14 protein-coding genes and 1 tRNA gene are annotated in these 17002 nt (G+C 69.9%); 5 read left to right on the top strand and 10 right to left on the bottom strand.

Translation table 11 applies throughout. From position 1 onward, the window contains the following. Window positions 1-136: 136 nt before the first annotated feature. Together Q0C38_RS11330 and Q0C38_RS11325 are read left to right on the top strand one after the other, a co-directional pair. Window positions 137-1936 carry a long-chain fatty acid--CoA ligase gene (locus Q0C38_RS11330; protein WP_291297201.1) on the top strand — a complete coding sequence of 600 codons (1800 nt, stop codon included), beginning with the start codon at window positions 137-139 and terminating at the stop codon, window positions 1934-1936. A 92-nt stretch (window positions 1937-2028) separates the two neighbouring features. Next, a complete protein-coding gene (locus Q0C38_RS11325; protein WP_291297200.1) occupies window positions 2029-3288 on the top strand; it encodes a S9 family peptidase in 1260 nt (419 codons plus the stop codon). 17 nt (window positions 3289-3305) lie between these two features. On the opposite strand, the gene Q0C38_RS11320 is transcribed toward Q0C38_RS11325, so the two are convergent. Next, window positions 3306-3578, bottom strand: a complete 273-nt coding sequence (locus Q0C38_RS11320) for a DUF2312 domain-containing protein (RefSeq protein ID WP_291297199.1) — start codon at window positions 3576-3578, stop codon at window positions 3306-3308. Between the two features lie 154 nt (window positions 3579-3732). Between Q0C38_RS11320 and Q0C38_RS11315 the strand changes: the two genes are divergently transcribed. Further along, window positions 3733-5703 (top strand): methyl-accepting chemotaxis protein, encoded by a 1971-nt coding sequence (locus tag Q0C38_RS11315; RefSeq protein ID WP_291297198.1) that lies wholly within the window; start codon window positions 3733-3735, stop codon window positions 5701-5703. Between the two features lie 46 nt (window positions 5704-5749). Here Q0C38_RS11315 and Q0C38_RS11310 read toward each other — a convergent pair whose 3' ends face one another. Next, on the bottom strand, window positions 5750-6064 hold the full coding sequence (locus Q0C38_RS11310; protein ID WP_291297197.1) for a DUF1244 domain-containing protein: 315 nt from the start codon (window positions 6062-6064) through the stop codon (window positions 5750-5752). A 110-nt stretch (window positions 6065-6174) separates the two neighbouring features. Between Q0C38_RS11310 and Q0C38_RS11305 the strand changes: the two genes are divergently transcribed. Both Q0C38_RS11305 and pyk read left to right on the top strand, forming a co-directional pair. Beyond that, complete coding sequence (locus Q0C38_RS11305; RefSeq protein WP_291297196.1) at window positions 6175-7464, top strand: glycerate kinase; 1290 nt, start codon at window positions 6175-6177, stop codon at window positions 7462-7464. 24 nt (window positions 7465-7488) lie between these two features. Further along, entirely contained in the window at window positions 7489-8922 is a 1434-nt protein-coding gene (gene pyk, locus Q0C38_RS11300) for a pyruvate kinase (protein WP_291297195.1), read from the top strand. A gap of 39 nt (window positions 8923-8961) precedes the next feature. On the opposite strand, the gene Q0C38_RS11295 is transcribed toward pyk, so the two are convergent. From Q0C38_RS11295 to Q0C38_RS11260, 8 genes are all read right to left on the bottom strand, one after another. Further along, entirely contained in the window at window positions 8962-10062 is a 1101-nt protein-coding gene (locus Q0C38_RS11295; RefSeq protein ID WP_291297194.1) for a sensor histidine kinase, read from the bottom strand. Window positions 10063-10418: 356 nt separating this feature from the next. Beyond that, window positions 10419-10495 (bottom strand) — tRNA-Arg (locus Q0C38_RS11290). A gap of 56 nt (window positions 10496-10551) precedes the next feature. Then, a complete protein-coding gene (gene pip, locus Q0C38_RS11285) occupies window positions 10552-11526 on the bottom strand; it encodes a prolyl aminopeptidase (protein WP_291297193.1) in 975 nt (324 codons plus the stop codon). A gap of 77 nt (window positions 11527-11603) precedes the next feature. After that, window positions 11604-13400 carry a TRAP transporter fused permease subunit gene (locus Q0C38_RS11280; protein WP_291297192.1) on the bottom strand — a complete coding sequence of 599 codons (1797 nt, stop codon included), beginning with the start codon at window positions 13398-13400 and terminating at the stop codon, window positions 11604-11606. A gap of 107 nt (window positions 13401-13507) precedes the next feature. Further along, the gene (locus Q0C38_RS11275) at window positions 13508-14527 is read right to left on the bottom strand and encodes a TAXI family TRAP transporter solute-binding subunit (protein ID WP_291297191.1); all 1020 of its coding nucleotides are present in this window, start codon (window positions 14525-14527) and stop codon (window positions 13508-13510) included. Window positions 14528-14549: 22 nt separating this feature from the next. Next, window positions 14550-15107 carry a TIGR00730 family Rossman fold protein gene (locus Q0C38_RS11270; protein WP_291297190.1) on the bottom strand — a complete coding sequence of 186 codons (558 nt, stop codon included), beginning with the start codon at window positions 15105-15107 and terminating at the stop codon, window positions 14550-14552. Window positions 15108-15124: 17 nt separating this feature from the next. Next, window positions 15125-15967, bottom strand: coding sequence for a carboxylating nicotinate-nucleotide diphosphorylase (gene nadC, locus Q0C38_RS11265; RefSeq protein WP_291297189.1), 843 nt, complete (start codon window positions 15965-15967; stop codon window positions 15125-15127). A 158-nt stretch (window positions 15968-16125) separates the two neighbouring features. Further along, complete coding sequence (locus tag Q0C38_RS11260; RefSeq protein WP_291297188.1) at window positions 16126-16995, bottom strand: DMT family transporter; 870 nt, start codon at window positions 16993-16995, stop codon at window positions 16126-16128. Window positions 16996-17002: the final 7 nt, after the last annotated feature.

The raw sequence follows: 17002 nt of genomic DNA, 5'->3' as shown, positions 1-17002 counted from the left end.
CCTCGCTTCTGGACTGCTCCGCGACTGGGATTGGACTGGGTCCGGACTGACGGGATGCCACCAAGGCCGGCGGCGCGATGCGCACAACCGCGCGAGCGATGGGCGCAGGAACGACAATCGGGGGGGATGGACCAGCGTGGCAGTGTCGAATGACGAGCAGGGCGGCAGCCGGGGTTTCCCGAACGAAGCCGGGTTCGGTGCGGAATTCCTGGCCGGCGACGGCTATCCCACCTGGCCGAACCTGCCGGTGATGATGTTCTCGCGCGCGCTCGAATGGCGCGACAGGCCGGCCGTCTGGGCGAAATCGGGCGAGACCTGGCAGCCGACCACGTGGATCGAGCTCGGCCAGGCCGCCGCGGGGCTCGCCGCCTCGCTCCGCGAGGCCGGCGTCGGCCCTGGTGACCGCGTGCTGCTGCTGGCCGAGAATCGGCCGGAATGGCCGATCGCCGACCTGGCCATCATGTCGATCCGCGGCGTCGCGGTGCCCGCCTACACCACCTTCACCGCCGCCGACATCGCCCATGTGCTGGCCGACAGCGGGGCACGGGCGGCGGTGGTCTCGACCAAGGCGCTCGCGGGGCGGCTGATGGAGGGGGCCACGCTGTCCGCTGAGCGCGGCGGCGGCCTCGACCTTGTCGTCGCGATGGAGGATGCAGGCGACATCCCCGGCGTGCGCGTGCTCGGCTGGCAGGAGGCGACGGCGCGGCCGCCGCTGCCTGGCTTCCGCGATGAGGTGCTCGCCATCCCGCCGGAGCAGACGGCGTGCCTGATCTACACCTCCGGCACGGGCGGGGCGCCGAAGGGCGTCATGCTGCCGCACCGCGCCCTGCTGTCGAATTGCCAGGGGGCGTGGGAGCTGCTCAAGCCGCTCGACCTCCGCGACGAGACCTACCTCTCCTTCCTGCCGCTCTCGCACAGCTACGAGCATACCTGCGGGCAGTTCTTCCTCCTCTCCATCGGCACGCAGGTCTACTACGCCTCGGGGGCGGACAGGATCGCGCCCGAGATGATGGAGGTGCGGCCGACGGTGATGACGGCCGTGCCGCGGCTGTTCGAGGTGATCCGCTCGCGCATCCTCGCCGGGGTGAAGCGCGAGCCGAAATGGAAGCGTGACCTGTTCGTCGCAGCCCTTGCCCTCGGGGCCAGGAAGGTGCGCGGGCAGAGCCTGGGGCCGACCGGCTGGTTCGCCGACGTGGCGCTCGACTGGCTGGTGCGACGGAAGGTGCGCGCCCGCTTCGGCGGGCGTTTGAAGGGCATCATGAGCGGCGGCGCCCGGCTCGACCCCGATGTCGGCGGGTTCTTCCTCGCCCTCGGCATCCCGATCATGCAGGGCTATGGGCAGACCGAGGCGGGGCCGGTGATCTCGGCCAACCCGCCCGGGGGAATCCGGATCGACACGGTCGGGCTGCCGCTGCCCAACGTCGAGGTGCGCATCGCCGAGGATGGCGAGATCCTGGTGCGCGGCGACCTCGTGATGCAGGGCTACTGGAACAACCCCGCGGCCACGGCGGAGGCGATCCGCGATGGCTGGCTGCACACCGGCGATGTCGGCTCGCTCGACGATGACGGCTATCTCCGCATCACCGACCGCAAGCGCGAGATCATCAAGACCACCGGCGGCGACATGGTGAGCCCGGCGCGCGTCGAGGGCATCCTCGCGCAGCAGGGGGCGATCGCCCAGGTGGTGGTGGCCGGCGACGGCCGGGCCCATCTCGTGGCGCTGATCGTGGCGGCGGAGGGAAGCGACGAGAAGGAGGTCGCACGCGCCGTCGATGACGCGAACCGGGCGCTGACCGTGACCGAGCGCATTCGCTTCTGGCGCGCCGTGCCGGCCTTCACGATCGAGAACGGGCTGATGACGAGCACGCAGAAGATCCGGCGCCAGATCATCCTGCGCGAGCATGCGGCGATGGTGGAGGGGATGTACCGAGGCTAGCGCCGGTGGTCGTTCGTCAATGTTCTCCCGCTACGGTGCCCAGCGCGCCGGGCCTACCGCCGGGCTTGCAGCCGGGAGGGAACGACGGCGACATGAGCGACGACCAGCCACCGCATGCCATCGATCGCCGGCAGGCAGCGCGTGCCGTGACCGGCCTGACGCTCGGCGCGATGGCGCTCGCCGCCACGCCCGCCGCTGCCCAGCAGGTTCCCCCGCCGACAGCGCCTGCGCAGCAGGCAGGCGGCAGCGTCACCTATCGCCAGATCGCGCGCTGGGATGTCGCGCGGCTGAACCGCATCCTGGCCACCGACACGCCCGCCTTCTCGGGCATCCCGGTGACGTACACGCCGGCGCGCAACGCGGTGCGACTCTACCGCGTCAGCTATCCGTCGGTCGTGCCGGAGCGCGGGAACAGGCCCGTGACCCTCACCGGCCTCCTTGCCATCCCGGAAACGGACGCGACGACGCTGCCCCTCGTCTCGTACCAGCACGGCACGGTGTACGGGAAACAGCAGGTTCCCTCGTTCCCCGAGCAGTCACCCGAGACGCAGCTGATGATCGCGCAGTTCGCCGGGCAGGGCTACGCGGTGATCGGCGCCGACTATGTCGGCATGGGGGAGTCGACCGAGCCGCAGGGCTACATGGTGAAGGCGAGCCACCAGCAGGCGACGGCAGATCTCATTCCCGCCGCCCGCGCCGTGCTCGCGGCGAACCGGCTGTCGGACAGCCGCCTGTTCCTCGCCGGCTGGTCGCAGGGCGGCTACGTGACGATGACGATGCTCGAGCGGCTCGAGGCGATCGGCCTGCCGGTCACCGCCGCGGCCACCGCGAGCGCGCCGATCGACCCCTTCGTGGCGCTCTCCGGCTTCCTCAACTTCCCACGCCCGAATGACGCATCCTGGATCACGACGCTGTTCATCCTCACGTCGTTCTCCTTCGAGAATTATTACGCCCTGCCGGGCCTCGCGCGGTCGATGCTCAAGCCTGCCTACTACGACATCTGCCGTCAGGCCTATGAAGGCCAGGCCGTCGACCCGTCAAAGATCCCGACCGACCTGCGCAGCCTGATCGCGGATGAGTATTTCGACCCGCGTTTCTTCGAGACATCCGCCTTCGGCCGGCAGATGGCCGCCAACCACGGCTATCGCTGGATCATCCGCACGCCCGTGCGGAACCACTACGGCGAGAGCGACGAGGCGATCCGCCAGGGCATCGGGCGGCTGGCGATGACGTTCCAGCAGGCAATGGGCAACGACAAGGTCGAGGCCGTCTCGACCGGCCCGACGAGCCACCGCGGCACCTTCGCGACGGCAGTGCCGGCGTGGAAGACGTGGTTCGACGGCCTGGCCTGAGTGTATCTGCCGGTGGCCTAGCCCATCCCAAGCGCGCGCTTGTAGAGGTCGAGCAGGCTTTCCTGTTCCTCCACCTCCGCCTGGTCCTGCTTCCGAAGCCGGATGATCTGGCGCAGCACCTTCACGTCGAACCCGGCCGACTTCGCCTCGCCGTAGATGTCCTTGATGTCGCCGGCCAGCGCCTTCCGCTCCTCCTCCAGCCGCTCGATGCGCTCGACCAGGCTGCGAAGCCGGTCTGCCGCGATGCCGTAGGTCTGGTCGTCTGCGGGCTTCTCGGCGGCCTTGGCCATGGGAGCACTCCGTCAGCGGTTGGGCAGGGGGGCGGGAGGGATAGCGGTGCCGGCCGGGGGCCGCAAGAGCGAGGCGTGGGGCACCGCGGCAACGATCGGTTAAGCCAGATGCGACAACTTTGCGCTTATCGCACGTCAAGAACGGACATACCCCATGCCCCTCAGCCTGAGCCTCCGCCAGCGCATGATCCTGCTGGGCGTTATCCCTGCTGCCCTCGCGACCGCGCTCGGCGCCGCCGTGGCGATCACAGTGGTGCGCGGCCAGGTGGCCGAGGATGGGAGGGAGCTTCTCGAAAGTCGCAGCGCGCTGGCACAGGGAGCGGTCACCGACATCACGACGCGGATGGCGGCCTATGCGGCCTCGCTCCAGCTCCGGGGCGACCTGGCCGCGGCAGCGGCGGCGGATGACAGGGCAGCACTGCGGCAGATCCTCGTCGAGGCGCAGCGTGCGCTGAACGGCGTCGATCCCTCGGTGCGGACGGTCGAGGCGACCGACGCGCGCGGCGTCGTCTCGATGCGCGGCCACAACCCCGACAGGTTCGGCGACAACAAGGCCACCGCGCCAGAGGTCAGGGCCGCGCTGGATGGCCGTTCGGCCCGCATGCTCTCGACCTCGGCATCGAGCGGCGAGACAGCGCTCGATGGCACTGTTCCGCTCAGGGTGGGTGAGCGCGTGGTGGGCACGGTGAAGGTCGGCGCCATCCTCCGCCAGGACACGACCGCGGCGCTGAAGCGCAGCGTCGGCGCCGACATCGCCTTCCTGGCCGGCGGCCAGGTGCGGGGCAGCACGATCGAGGGCCTCGCGGCGGACGTCGTTCCCAAGGCGATGCTGGATGCGGCCCATCGCGGTACGCCGGCAACCGTCGCTGCCACGATCAAGGGCGTGCCGCACCTCGTCTCCCTCCTGCCGCTGCGCAGCCCCGGCGTGACGGATGGGCCGAGCCCGGCCGTGATGGCCGTGCTGGTCGACATCTCCGCCGGCGAGGCGCTGCTCGCGCGCATGACGTGGCTGATCGGCGCCGCATCGCTCGGAGCGCTGCTGCTTGCGGTCGTCATCGGCATCGTCGTCGCCCGTGGCATCGCCGCGCCGATCGGCCGGCTTGGCAGGACAATGAGCACCCTCTCGCAGGGACAGCTCGACACACCCGTCGGCGACACGGCACGCCGCGACGAGATCGGCGCCATGGCGAGCACGACCGAGGCGTTCCGCGTCGCGATGATCGAGAAGCGCGCGGCGGACGCCGCGGCAGCGGCAGAGGCAGAGGCGCGCGAGGCCGGGCGTCGGGCGAATGAGGCGCGCACCGCAAGCTTCGCCGCCGCGATGGAGACGATCACGGCCGATCTCGGCGCGATCGTCGGCAGCCTCGAGGCGGGCGCCTCGGCACTCGAGCGCGATGTCGGTGTCGCGGCCGAGCGGGCGGAGGCGATCACGAGCCATGTCGGGGAGGCGAACAGCCGCACCGCCTCGATCGCCGCGGGCACGGAGGAGCTGGCAGCGACCGTCGCCGAGATCGGCCGCCGCACGAACGAGAGTGCCGCGACCGTGAACCGCGCCGTGTCGGAGGCCGATGCCGCCGTCGCCGCCATCGGCACGCTGCGCACCACCGCCGTGGAGGTGGCCGATGTCGTCCGCCTGATCGGCGACATCGCGGCGCAGACCAACCTGCTTGCGCTGAACGCCACGATCGAGGCGGCACGCGCCGGCGAGGCGGGCAAGGGCTTCGCCGTGGTCGCCGGCGAGGTGAAGAACCTCGCAAGCCAGACGGCGAAGGCGACCGAGGAGATCGGCCGCCAGATCGGCGCGATGCAGGGGGCGACGGAACAGAGCGTGGGTGCGATCGGCGCCGTCCGCGAGACAATCGCCTCGATCAACGCGACGATCGCCGCCATCGCCGCGGCGATGGAACAGCAGGGGGCGGCGACGGCCGAGATCGCGCGCACGGTGGGCGAGACGGCGGCGAGCACGGGTTCGGCCGCGGAGGCAGCGACCAGGGTGAGCGAAGCGGCCAACGGCGTCGCGGGCACGACCTCGTCGGTGGTCACGAGTGCCGCGGCGCTGCGCCGCAGCGCCGACAGGCTCGGCGCCGATGTCGGCGGCTTCGTCAGCGGCCTCAGGGCCGCCTAGGGGTAAACGGGCGGGGGTGGGCTGGCCGTGCCCGCCCCCGCGTCGATCAATGGTCCTTCGGCGCGGCGGCGGCGAAAGTAGCGAGCTTCTCTTGGCTTGCCTCCTTCTGGTGCTGCGCCTGCCACTCCTTGTACGGCATGCCGTAGATGATCTCGCGCGCCTCGTCATAGGTCAGCGCCAGGCCCTTCTCCTCGGCAGCGGCGCGGTACCATTTCGAGAGGCAGTTGCGGCAGAACCCGGCGAGATTCATCAGGTCGATGTTCTGCACGTCGCTGCGCTCGCGGAAATGCTGCACGAGCCTGCGGAACGCGGCGGCCTCCATGGCCGTGCGGGTTGCCTCGTCGAACTCCGGTGTGGCCATCACGTCTCTCCTGTCCAACCTTCCCTCCCAACATGGCGCTGCCGCCCGCTCTTCGCCATACTCCGCGCCGCCCTTCGGTAGGTTCCGGCGGACAGGGGAGGACGGACGGCGTGGTGTGGACAGACGAGGCGGCGCGCGCCGCCTTGAGGGCGATCTTCGATGCCGCCGTCGCCGCGGCCGATCCACGGGTCGTCCTGCCGAAGGCGCTTGCCGGCATCGCGCGCCCGCGCGGGCGCACCATCGTGGTCGGCGCCGGCAAGTCGGCCGCCCTGATGGCGGCGGTGCTGGAGCAGAGCTGGGACGGCCCGGTTTCGGGTGTCGTCGTCACGCGCGACGAGCATGCGGTGCCGACGCGGCACATCACGGTGCTGGAGGCACGCCACCCCGTTCCCGATGCGCGGAGCGAGGAGGCAGCCGCCCGCATCCTCGCCGCCGTCAGCGGCCTCACGGCCGACGATCTCGTCATCGCGCTCATCTCAGGCGGCGGATCGGCGCTCATGTCCCTCCCCGCCCCCGGGCTGACGGCCGCCGACAAGCAGGCGGTGAACCGCGCGCTGCTCGCCTCGGGGGCGACGATCGGCGAGATGAACGCACTCCGGAAGCACCTCTCGGCGATCAAGGGCGGCAGGCTTGCCGCCGCGGCGGCGCCCGCACGGGTGGTGACGCTCGCGATCTCCGACGTGCCGGGCGACGACCCTGCCGTGATCGCCTCCGGCCCCACCGTGCCCGACCCGACGAGCTTCGCCGATGCGCAGGGGATCGTCGCCAAGTATGGCATCACGCTGCCCGAGGCCGTCGCCGCCCACCTCGCCGCGGCGGGAGAGGAGACGCCGAAGCCCGGCGACGCGCGGCTCGCCAACGCAACCTTCACCCTGATCGCGACACCGCGGATGGCGCTCGAAGCCGCCGCCACCGCCGCGCGCACGCACGGCCTCGCGCCGCTGATCCTCGGCGACGCGCTGGAGGGCGAAAGTGCCGTGATGGGCACGGTGATGGCCGGCATCGCTGCGTCGGCCGCGCGGCATGGCATGCCGGCAGCACCACCCTGCGTGCTGCTGTCGGGCGGCGAGACGACGGTGACGATCGGCAACGCAACACCGGGCCGTGGCGGGCGAAGTACGGCCTTCCTCGCCGGCCTCGCGCTCGCGCTGAAGGGCACGCCCGGCATCTGGGCGATCGCCGGCGACACGGACGGGATCGACGGCACGGAGGATGCCGCCGGCGCGGTCGTCACCCCCGACACCCTCTCCCGCGCCCGTGCCGCGGGCCTGGACCCTGCCGCACTCGCGGCCGGCTTCGACAGCTACAGCCTGTTCGCGGCCCTCGGCGACCTCGTCGTCACCGGCCCGACCTTGACCAACGTGAACGACATCCGCGCCATCCTCATCGCCCCCAAGTAGGTTCCGGACAGGATCAGCAGAAGCATGCGACAGAAACCCGCGCTGCGGCGCCACCGCCGCACCAAGATCGTCGCGACCCTCGGGCCGGCGAGCTCGACGCCCGAGGTGATCGAGGCGCTGTTCCATGCGGGCGCTGACGTGTTCCGCCTGAACTTCAGCCATGGCAGCCACGAGGACCATCTCGCGCGGCTGCACGCCATCCGCGCGCTCGAGAAGCGCGCCGGCCGCCCGATCGGCGTGCTGGCTGACGTGCAGGGGCCGAAGCTTCGCGTCGGCACCTTCGGCGGCGGTCGCGTGCAGCTGCAGACCGGGCAATCGTTCCGCCTCGATCTCTCCCCCGTGCCGGGGGATCGCTCCCGCGTGTCCCTCCCCCACCCCGAGATCATCGCCGCGGCACAGATCGGCTCGTCGCTGCTGATCGATGACGGCAAGGTGCGGCTGCGCGTGGTGCGCGCCAGGGCCGATCATCTCGAGACCGAAGTGGTCGTCGGCGGTGCGGTGTCGGACCGCAAGGGCGTGAACGTGCCCGACGTCACGCTGCCCATTCCGGCGCTGACCGAGAAGGACCGGCGCGACCTCGCCTTCGCGCTCGAGCACGGCATCGAGTATGTCGGCCTCTCCTTCGTGCAGAAGCCCGAGGATGTGATCGAGGCGCGCAAGATCATCGGCGACCGGGCGTGGATCATGTCGAAGCTCGAGAAGCCCTCGGCGCTCGAGGCGCTCGACGAGATCATTGCGTTGTCCGATTGCGTGATGGTCGCGCGCGGCGACCTCGGCGTCGAGCTTCCGCCCGAAGCCGTGCCGCTGGCGCAGAAGCGCATCGTCAAGACGTGCAGGCGCCTGGGCAAACCCGTCGTCGTCGCGACGCAGATGCTGGAAAGCATGATCTCCGCACCCACGCCGACGCGCGCGGAAGCCTCCGATGTGGCGACCGCCGTGTTCGACGGCGCCGATGCTGTGATGCTCTCGGCAGAAAGTGCCGCGGGCTCGTTCCCGCGCGAGGCGGTGGCGATGATGGACCGCATCGTCTCCCGCGTGGAAGCCGACCCGACCTGGCGCGAGATCGTGGAGGCCACGCGCAACCCGCCCGAGCGGCGCACGGCCGATGCGATCACCGCCGCTGCCCGCCAGGTTGCCTCGACCATCGAGGCCGAGGTGATCGCCACCTTCACCATGAGCGGGTCGACCGCGCTTCGCATGGCGCGCGAGCGCCCGGAGGCGCCGATCCTCGGCCTCACACCCAGCCCCGAGACAGCGCGGCGCATGGCGGTCGTGTGGGGCGTGCATCCCGTCGTGACGGCCGACGTTCATTCCATGACGGAAACTGTCTCCAAGAGCCTGCGCATCGCCGCGCAGGAGGGCTTCGTGAAGACGGGTGACGAGGTGGTGGTGATCGCCGGCGTGCCCTTCGGCACGGCGGGCACGACGAACGCGCTGCGCGTCGCCGTCATGCCGTGACGGCCGCCGGCATCAGTCGGGAAGACGAGGGGGCGCTGCCTAGCGCTCCGGCATTTCGGGCGCCGCATCCTCCCGCATGAAGCGGATCGTCACCCGCAGGCCGCTCTCGGATGAGGACTCGACATTGACCTTCGCCCCTGCGTTCTCCCGCAGCGACTGCACGATCAGCATGCTCAGGCGCCCGGGACTGGGCCAGGTCGTGCCCGGCGGCAGGCCAATGCCATCATCCGTGATTGAGACCTCGCAGCCGTCGGGATCGACCAGGCTGTGCAACGTGATGGTGCCGCCTGTGCGGCCGACAAAGGCGTGCTTCAGCGCGTTCGTCAGGACCTCGTTCACCACGAGGCCCGTGGGCATCGCGACATTGATCGAAACCGGCCAGGAATCCACCTTGAGGTCGAGGCGAATTCCCTCCACCGCATGGGCCTGCATGACAGCCGAGGCGATCTGGCTGAGGTAGGCGCCGAGATCGACGCAGTGGTCGCGCGTGTCTTCTGACATCGAGCCGTAGAGCAGGGCCAGCGCGTAGACACGCCCGGCCAGCCGGTCGAAGCACTGGCCCGTCTCGTCATCTCTCGCCCTGTAGCCCTCCATCCTGATCAGAGAGGTGATCAGCTGGAGGTTGTTCTTCACGCGGTGCTGCAGCTCGCGCAGCTGCAGGTCCGTTTCCCGGGCGCGCGCTTCAATGGCTTCGTCTTCGGACTGAGTTCGGGGGGTGACCGCCGCGAGTGCCACGAGGCGGAACATTGGCGTTCCGTGCTCGTCCTCGATGATGTTCGACCAGGCATCGAAGATGAGCTCTTCTTCGGCACCGTCCGGGACCAGGTGAAATCTGCCTATACGGTCCCCACCCGCGGTGATGGCGTCGCTGAGGCGGCGGTCATCGCCGTTGGCGCTGGCAATGGCCTTCAGATCGCTCCAGGGGCGGCCCTGCAACTCGACAACGGACTGCCCGGAGAGCCGTTCGAATTCGAGATTGGCGTAGATGACGCGCTCATGCGGGCGCAACGCGGCAACGGCGATCGCGAAGGGAATATGGTCAAGAAAGTTCTTGAATTGATCGGTGTCAAGCGCCGCGCCGATACTCGCGCCTCCGAGAAAAGCTCTCAGTGGTCTCGCGTCTCTGGCACTGGATGCCATGATCGTCTTTCCATGCATAGCGCATCGTACAGTAAGCGCGGGACTGATCGCAGCCCACTATTCGGTCCGAATGCCTCAGTATTTCTACCAAGGCAACAGAACGCAGGTTGTTCCACCTAACGCTTTATCGCGCCCAGGTTGTTTCTCGGAGTACGAACGGCGCACCGCGTGTGGCGGGAGCCCACGCCATCGTATGATCAGCTGAAGCTGATCATACCTGGGCTGACCCGCATCGCTCGTGCGCGCGGCGAGCGATGCAAATCAGGCGCTGGAGGCGCGCCGACTGCGCCTGGGCCCCACGGAAATCACGAGGATGTCAGGCGCTCAACAATTGAGACGCTTCAACGGATCGCGCGTGGTGTCCTCGGCGGGATTCGAACCCACGGCCCCAGGATTAGGAATCCTGTGCTCTATCCAGCTGAGCTACGAGGACGCAGCGCGTTCGGTAGCACAGCCGGCCGCGGCTGTGCATCCCTGACCTGTGCCCCCTCAGCCGACCATGCTGCGGACGTCGAGCGGCCTGATCCGCTCCACCGCGGCGAGCAGGGCCGTGCGGATGCCTGGTTCGAGCGCCGAGTGCCCCGCATCGGGAACCATCGTCAGCCGCGCCATCGGCCAGGTCTCGGCCAGCGCGAAGGCGCTCTCCGGCGGGCAGATCATGTCGTAGCGGCCCTGCACGATCTCGGCCGGCAGGTGCGCGATCCGGCCCATTCCCCCGAGCAGGCCACCCTCGGGCAGGAACAGGTCATGCGCGAAATAATGCGCCTCGATCCGCGCGAGGCCGAGGGCGGTGCGGTCCTCCGCGAAGGAAGCCACCGTCTCCGGGCTTGGCACCAGCGTACTGCATGAGCCTTCGTAGGTGCTCCAGGCCCGCGCGGCGGGGAGATGCACCTTCGGGTCGGGGTCATCGAGCAGGCGCCGATAGGCATCGAGCAGCGCCTGTCCGTCACCCTCCGCCACGCCCGCATGGCGCGCGAACGCGCCCCATGTCTCGGGGAAGAAGCGGGCGAGCCCTTCCATGAACCAGGCAATCTCGCGCCGCCGCCCGAGGAAGATGCCGCGCAGCACGAAGCCGGTGACGCGATCGGGGTGCGCCTGGCCGTAGGCAAGGCCGAGCGTCGAGCCCCAGCTGCCGCCGAACACGAGCCAGCGCTCGATGCCGAGATGCGCCCTGAGGCGCTCGATATCCTCGACCAGCCGCTGCGTGTCGTTGGCGACGATGCTGCCGAGGGGGCGTGACCGCCCAGAGCCACGCTGGTCGAAGATCACGACCTTGAAGCGCCGCGGGTCGAAGAAGCGTCGATGCACCGCCCCCGCCCCTGCCCCGGGCCCGCCGTGGAGGAACAGAAGCGGCAGGCCCGCGTCATGACCCACCTGCTCCCAGTACATCGTGTGGCCGTGGTCGAGCGGCAGGTAGCCGCTGTCGAACGGGGCAATGTCAGGGTAGAGGTCGCTGCGCGGCATCTTGCCTCCCGGGTCGCTCCCTGGCGTCTAACACGATGTGCAGCGGGCGCCCATGTCCAGCCCATGGTCCAGGCGGATCAGGCGGCAACCGGCTCCCGGCGGAACCTGACCCAGGCGGCGGCGAGCGCGAACAGGAGAAGCCCCGCCGCATCGGCCCGCCAGTCTGGCGCGACTAGCGTCAGGCCGGCTCCGACCAGCAGGGCACGCTGCCCAGCCGTGAGACGGCGGCCGAGCCACCCCTCGAGCCCGGCGGCCAGAGCGATCACGCCGATGAAGGTGACGGCGACCGCCCAGATGGCATCGAGCGGATCACCGGCCAGCAGCAGCGCGGGGCGGAACACGAAGCAGAACGGCAGCACGAAGGCGACGATCGCGAGCCGGCAGGCGATGAACCCGATGCGGATCGGATCGGCCTGCGCGATCGAGGCGGCAGCGAAGGCAGCGACCGCGACGGGCGGGGTGATCGCGCTCATCGACGCGTAGTAGACGACGAAAAGATGCGCGGCGAGCACCGGCACGCCGAGGCTGATCATTGCCGGTGCGGCGAGCACAGCGGCGAGCACGTAGACGGCCGGCGTCGGCATGCCCATGCCGAGCAGCAGCGTCACGCCCGCGGTGATCATCATCACGAACAGCAACTGGTCAGGCGCGAACCCGAACAGCAGCGAGCTGAACTTGCCCGAGAGATCGGTGATGGTGAGCGTGCCCACGACGAGCCCCGCCACGCCGCAGGCGATGCCGACGGGTGCCGCACGCCGCGCGCCATCCTGTGCGGCGTCGAGCAGCAGCCCGATCACGCGCACGGGCTCGCGGATCATCACGAACGCAAGTGCGGCGATCAGCACCACGGCGATGCCGCCGCCATAGACCGGCCTGTCGGCGGACACGACGAGCCACACCATCGCGCCGATCGGGATGAGGAACCACCAGCCGCGGCGCAGCACCAGGGCGATGCGCGGCCCCGCTTCCGCGAATCCGCCAAGCCCGTCGAGCACGGCGCGGGCATGCACCTGGTAGAACACCGCGACGTAGTAGAGCAGTGCGGTGGTGATCGCCGAGAGGGCGATGTCGGCATAGGGAATGCCGGTGAAATCGCTCATCAGGAACGCAGCGGATCCCATCACGGGCGGCAGGATCGCGCCCCCGGCGGACGCCGCCGCCTCGACCCCGCCGGCATAGGCCGGCGAGTAGCCGAGGCGCTTCATCATCGGGATGGTGAGGCTTCCCGTCGTCACCACATCGGCCGTCGGCGAGCCCGAGATGGTGCCGTACATCGCGGACGACACGACCGCCACCTTGGCAGGCCCCCCCGCCTGGCGGCCCACCAGCGCGCTTGCGAGATCATGGAAGAAATCGCCGCCGCCCAGCCTGTCGAGCATCGCGCCGAACAGCACGAACACGAAGACGAGGAAGGCAGCGACGGAGAGCGCCGGCCCGATCAGCCCGTTCGTGGTGAAGGCCAGGTGATCGACGATCTCGGTGATGCTGAGCGGCCGGTGCGAGAACGATCCGGGAACGTGATGACCCCAGACCGCATAGGCCAGGAACCCCGCGACGAGGATGCAGAGGGTGAGGCCGATCGTCCGCCGCGTCGCCTCGAGCACCAGCAGGCAGAGCAGGATCGCCGCCGTCATGTCGGTCGTCGAAAGCGGGCTGACCATCGGCCAGCGCAGCGCATGGACGGGCGCCATCCAGACGAAGTAGCCGCACGCGGCGATCGAGAGTGCCGCGAGCGTGTTGGCGAACCATGACCGGCCCGTCTGCCGCACCCCGTTGCCGGTGACGGTGAGGAAGCCGAGTGCCAGCACGGCGCCGAGGAAGGCAAAGAGGGTCGCGTTGCGATCGCTCTCCCAGCCGAGCGCGAGCGCTAGCATCCAGGCCGAGAGCCCCGTGCCGATGACGCGCGCGACGACGGCCTCTGGCCCCGGCAGGGTGCGTGACCTGCCGGGGCCGAGGAGGGCGATGACGCGCCCCGCTGCGCTCAGCTGAGCAGGCCCGCGGCGCGATAGGCGCGCGCCGCGCCTGCGTGCAGCGCCACGCCGCCGGCATCGGGCAGCGCCTTCGGTTCGAGCCGCGCCATGGTCGCGTGGCTGCGCTTGATCGAATCGAAATTGGCGATCATCGCCTTGACGATCGTCTCGACCGTGTCGTCGGCGAGGTCGGACGAGGCGAGCAGCACGACATGGGCGCGGAACGTATCGATCGCGTCAGGCTGGAACGGATAGCTACCTGCCGGGATCGTGACCGGTGTCGAGCCGAGGCGGGTGTTCACGCGCGCGATCACCTCGGGCCCCATCTTCAGGAAGCGCACGGGCAGGTCGCGCGTGGCGTTGATCACCTGGCGCGAGGGAAAGTCGACCACGTTGGTGATGATGTCGGCCTGGTTGTTCTTCAGCATGTCGAGCGCATCGTTCCAGGCGATGTAGTGCGTCTTGCCGCCCCAGCGCTCGACCTGCGCAAAGGGCGCGCCGGCTGCGGCGAAGGCCTCCTCGGTCGCGAGCGCCATCAGCGTGCCGCGGAGATTGGCCGTGACGCGCACGGGCGCCCGCTTCTGCGCGATCTCCTCGAGGCTCGAAACCGGCGCGCCCTCGCGCACCAGCGCCTGCCAGGCCGCCTCGCTGTCGATCAGGCTGACGGCGCGGATGTTCGGCATCGCCCGGTCGAAGGGTGGCTCTCCCTTGATCGCGCGCAGCGCGATCTGGGCGTGCGCGATGCCGAGCTGCACCCGCCCCTGCGAGACGAGCAGGACGTTCGCCGCATCCCGGCCCGGCTCGTAGCTGAAGGCGCTGCCCGGCACGGCGCGGCGGATGCTCTCTCCGATGGCGTTGCCGATCGCGCTCCACGCGCCACCGACCGACCCGCCGGCCAGCGTGATCCTGAGCGTCTCCTGAGCGGACAGTCCGCGCGCGGCAATCACCGCCGGCGCGGCCACGGCCGCGCCGAGCACCAGGCGTCGTTTCAGTCCCGCCACGTTCAGCCCAACGAGGTTTTCCGGCACCATGATCAGTCTCCCTGTTTTGGGCTCACGCCGCGCGCGGCGCGAACCAGGTCGCGACAGCTTCAAGGGCGGTATCGATGTCAGGCAGCAACCGCCACGCACCGTCGATGTCGGGGCGCAGCACGCCGCGGGCGCGAAGCCCCGCCATCATCGCCGCAAAATCCTGCCAGAACCCGTCGACGTCGACGAACAATGTCGGCTTCCGCGAGAGGCCGACGTCGAACCAGGTGATCATCTCGAGCGCCTCGTCGAGCGTGCCGACGCCGCCGGGCAGGACGAGGAAGAGGTCGGACAAGTCCGCCATGCGCTGCTTGCGTTCCGATAGCGTATCGACGAGGTGGATCTCGGCGATGTCGATGGCGGCACGCTCGCGCCCGGCAAGGTGGCGCGGCATGACGCCGACGACACGCCCGCCGCCGGCCACCGCGCCGCGTGCGGCAGCACCCATGAGCCCGCGCGAGGAGCCGCCATAGACCAGCGTGTGGCCGAGCCGCGCAATGCCGGCACCCGCCGCCTCGGCCGCGTCGCGCAAGCCGGCGGGCAACGTGTCATTGGCAGAGGCGAAGACGCAGACCGAGCCCATCCCAGACCTCGCCCCGCTCAGACTTCGATCGTCGCGTCGAGGCCGATATCGACGGCCGGCGCACCCTGGGTGATCCGCCCGACGCTGATGAAATCCACCCCGGTCTCCGCAATGGCGCGGATCGTGTCGAGGTTCACGCCACCTGAGGCTTCGAGCGGCACGCGGCCGGCGACCATCGCCACGGCCTCGGCCAGCATCGGCGGCTTCATGTTGTCGAGCATGATCACGTCGGCCCCGGCCGCCACGGCCTCGGCCACCTGGTCGAGCCTGTCGCACTCGACCTCGATCTTGGTCAGCAGCGGTGCCGCCGCCTTGGCGCGCGCGACGGCAGCAGTGATGCTGCCCGAAACGCTGATGTGGTTGTCCTTGATCATGATGCCGCCAGCGAGGTCGATGCGGTGGCTGCGCGCCCCGCCCACCGTGGTTGCGTGCTTCTCGATCGCGCGCAGCCCCGGCGTGGTCTTGCGCGTGTCGACCAGCACGGCCTTCGTGCCGGCGATCGCATCGACGTAGCGGCGCGTCAACGTGGCGATGCCCGACATGTGCGAGAGCAGGTTCAGCGCGGTCCGCTCAGCCGTCAGCAGCGCGCGGGCAGGGCCGGTGACGGTGGCCAGCACCGTTCCGGGCTCGGCGACGGAGCCCTCGGCGGCCCCCGCCTCGAAGCCGCAGGCGGGCGCGCGGGTGCGGAACACGGCTTCGGCCACCGGAACGCCGCAGACGATGATGCGCTCACGCGTGCGCATCACGAAGGTGGCGCGCGCCTCGGCCGGGATGACCGTTTCGCTGGTGAGATCGATCGCGCCGATATCCTCGGCAAGTGCCGCGCCGATGATGCGGTGAACAGCAGACCATTCAAGCACTGCGAGCCCCCAGTTCCCCTGACAACGTCCCCGACAACGTCCGTGCCAACGTCCCAGACAACATCCCTGACACACCGGTTAGGCCGGCAGATCGTTTGTATGCTTACGATCAGTGTGAAGCCGCCCTCGCGCCCCTGTCAACGGCATAGGCGCTTCGCTCACCGTCGCCGTGGCATCAGCGCGATGGCGTTGCCGGCCGCGACGAGCGAGGCGCCGAGCACCGCGAGCAGCGACCACCGGTAGTCCTCGATCAGCGATGACATCACCAACGACAACACCGGGACGACAACGAGCACATAGGCAGCGCGGTCCGCACCGATGCGTGTCTGCAACGTGAAGTAGCAGAAAAAGGACAGGATCGAGACGAGGAAGGCCTGGAACAGGAGGGAGCCGAGCCAGGTCGCGTCCAGCGGGATGGCGAGCGACTGGCCGCGCAGCAGGGTGACGATGGCGGCGAACACGCCGCCGATGATCAGCCCATCGGCAATCACGGCGAGCGTCGGCAGGCGCGCGCGGGCGTTGCGCACCGCGGCGATGTTCGCACCCGCGACCACGCAGGACCCGGCGACGGCAAGCCCGACGCCGCGCCAGGCGCCCCCCTCAGCGAGCACACCCCACTCGGGCGCGAAGACGAGGGCGAGGCCGCACGCCGCCACCGCCGCACCGGCGATGACGCGCGCACTGATCGGCAGGCCGAACGCGAGCCTGAGCCCGACGGCGTTCAGCGGGATGACCATCGCCACGATCACCGCGACGAGGCCGGAGGCGATGAAGGCCACCGCCTCGTAGAAGACGAGGTTGTTGATCGCGAACAGCCCGAGCCCCTGGATGGCAACGAAGGGCAGGTCGCGCCTCGCGAAGCCCTTGTGCCGCCCCGTGCCGCGCAGCCACGCCTGGAGCACGAGGCCGGCGAGCAGCAGCCGCCACACGACGGCCGGCCCGGCCGGGGCGATCGCGATCTGGAGCGTGATCACGGTCCATCCCAACGACCAGAGGATGGTGGTGACGCTGAAGAGGAGGACGCTCACAAGGCGG

It is taken from the genome of Elioraea sp. (genome assembly GCF_022842375.1).
Lineage (GTDB): Bacteria > Pseudomonadota > Alphaproteobacteria > Acetobacterales > Acetobacteraceae > Elioraea_A.
The sequence above is the reverse complement of the archived record's forward strand: the minus strand, read 5'-3'. Positions and strand labels throughout refer to the sequence as shown.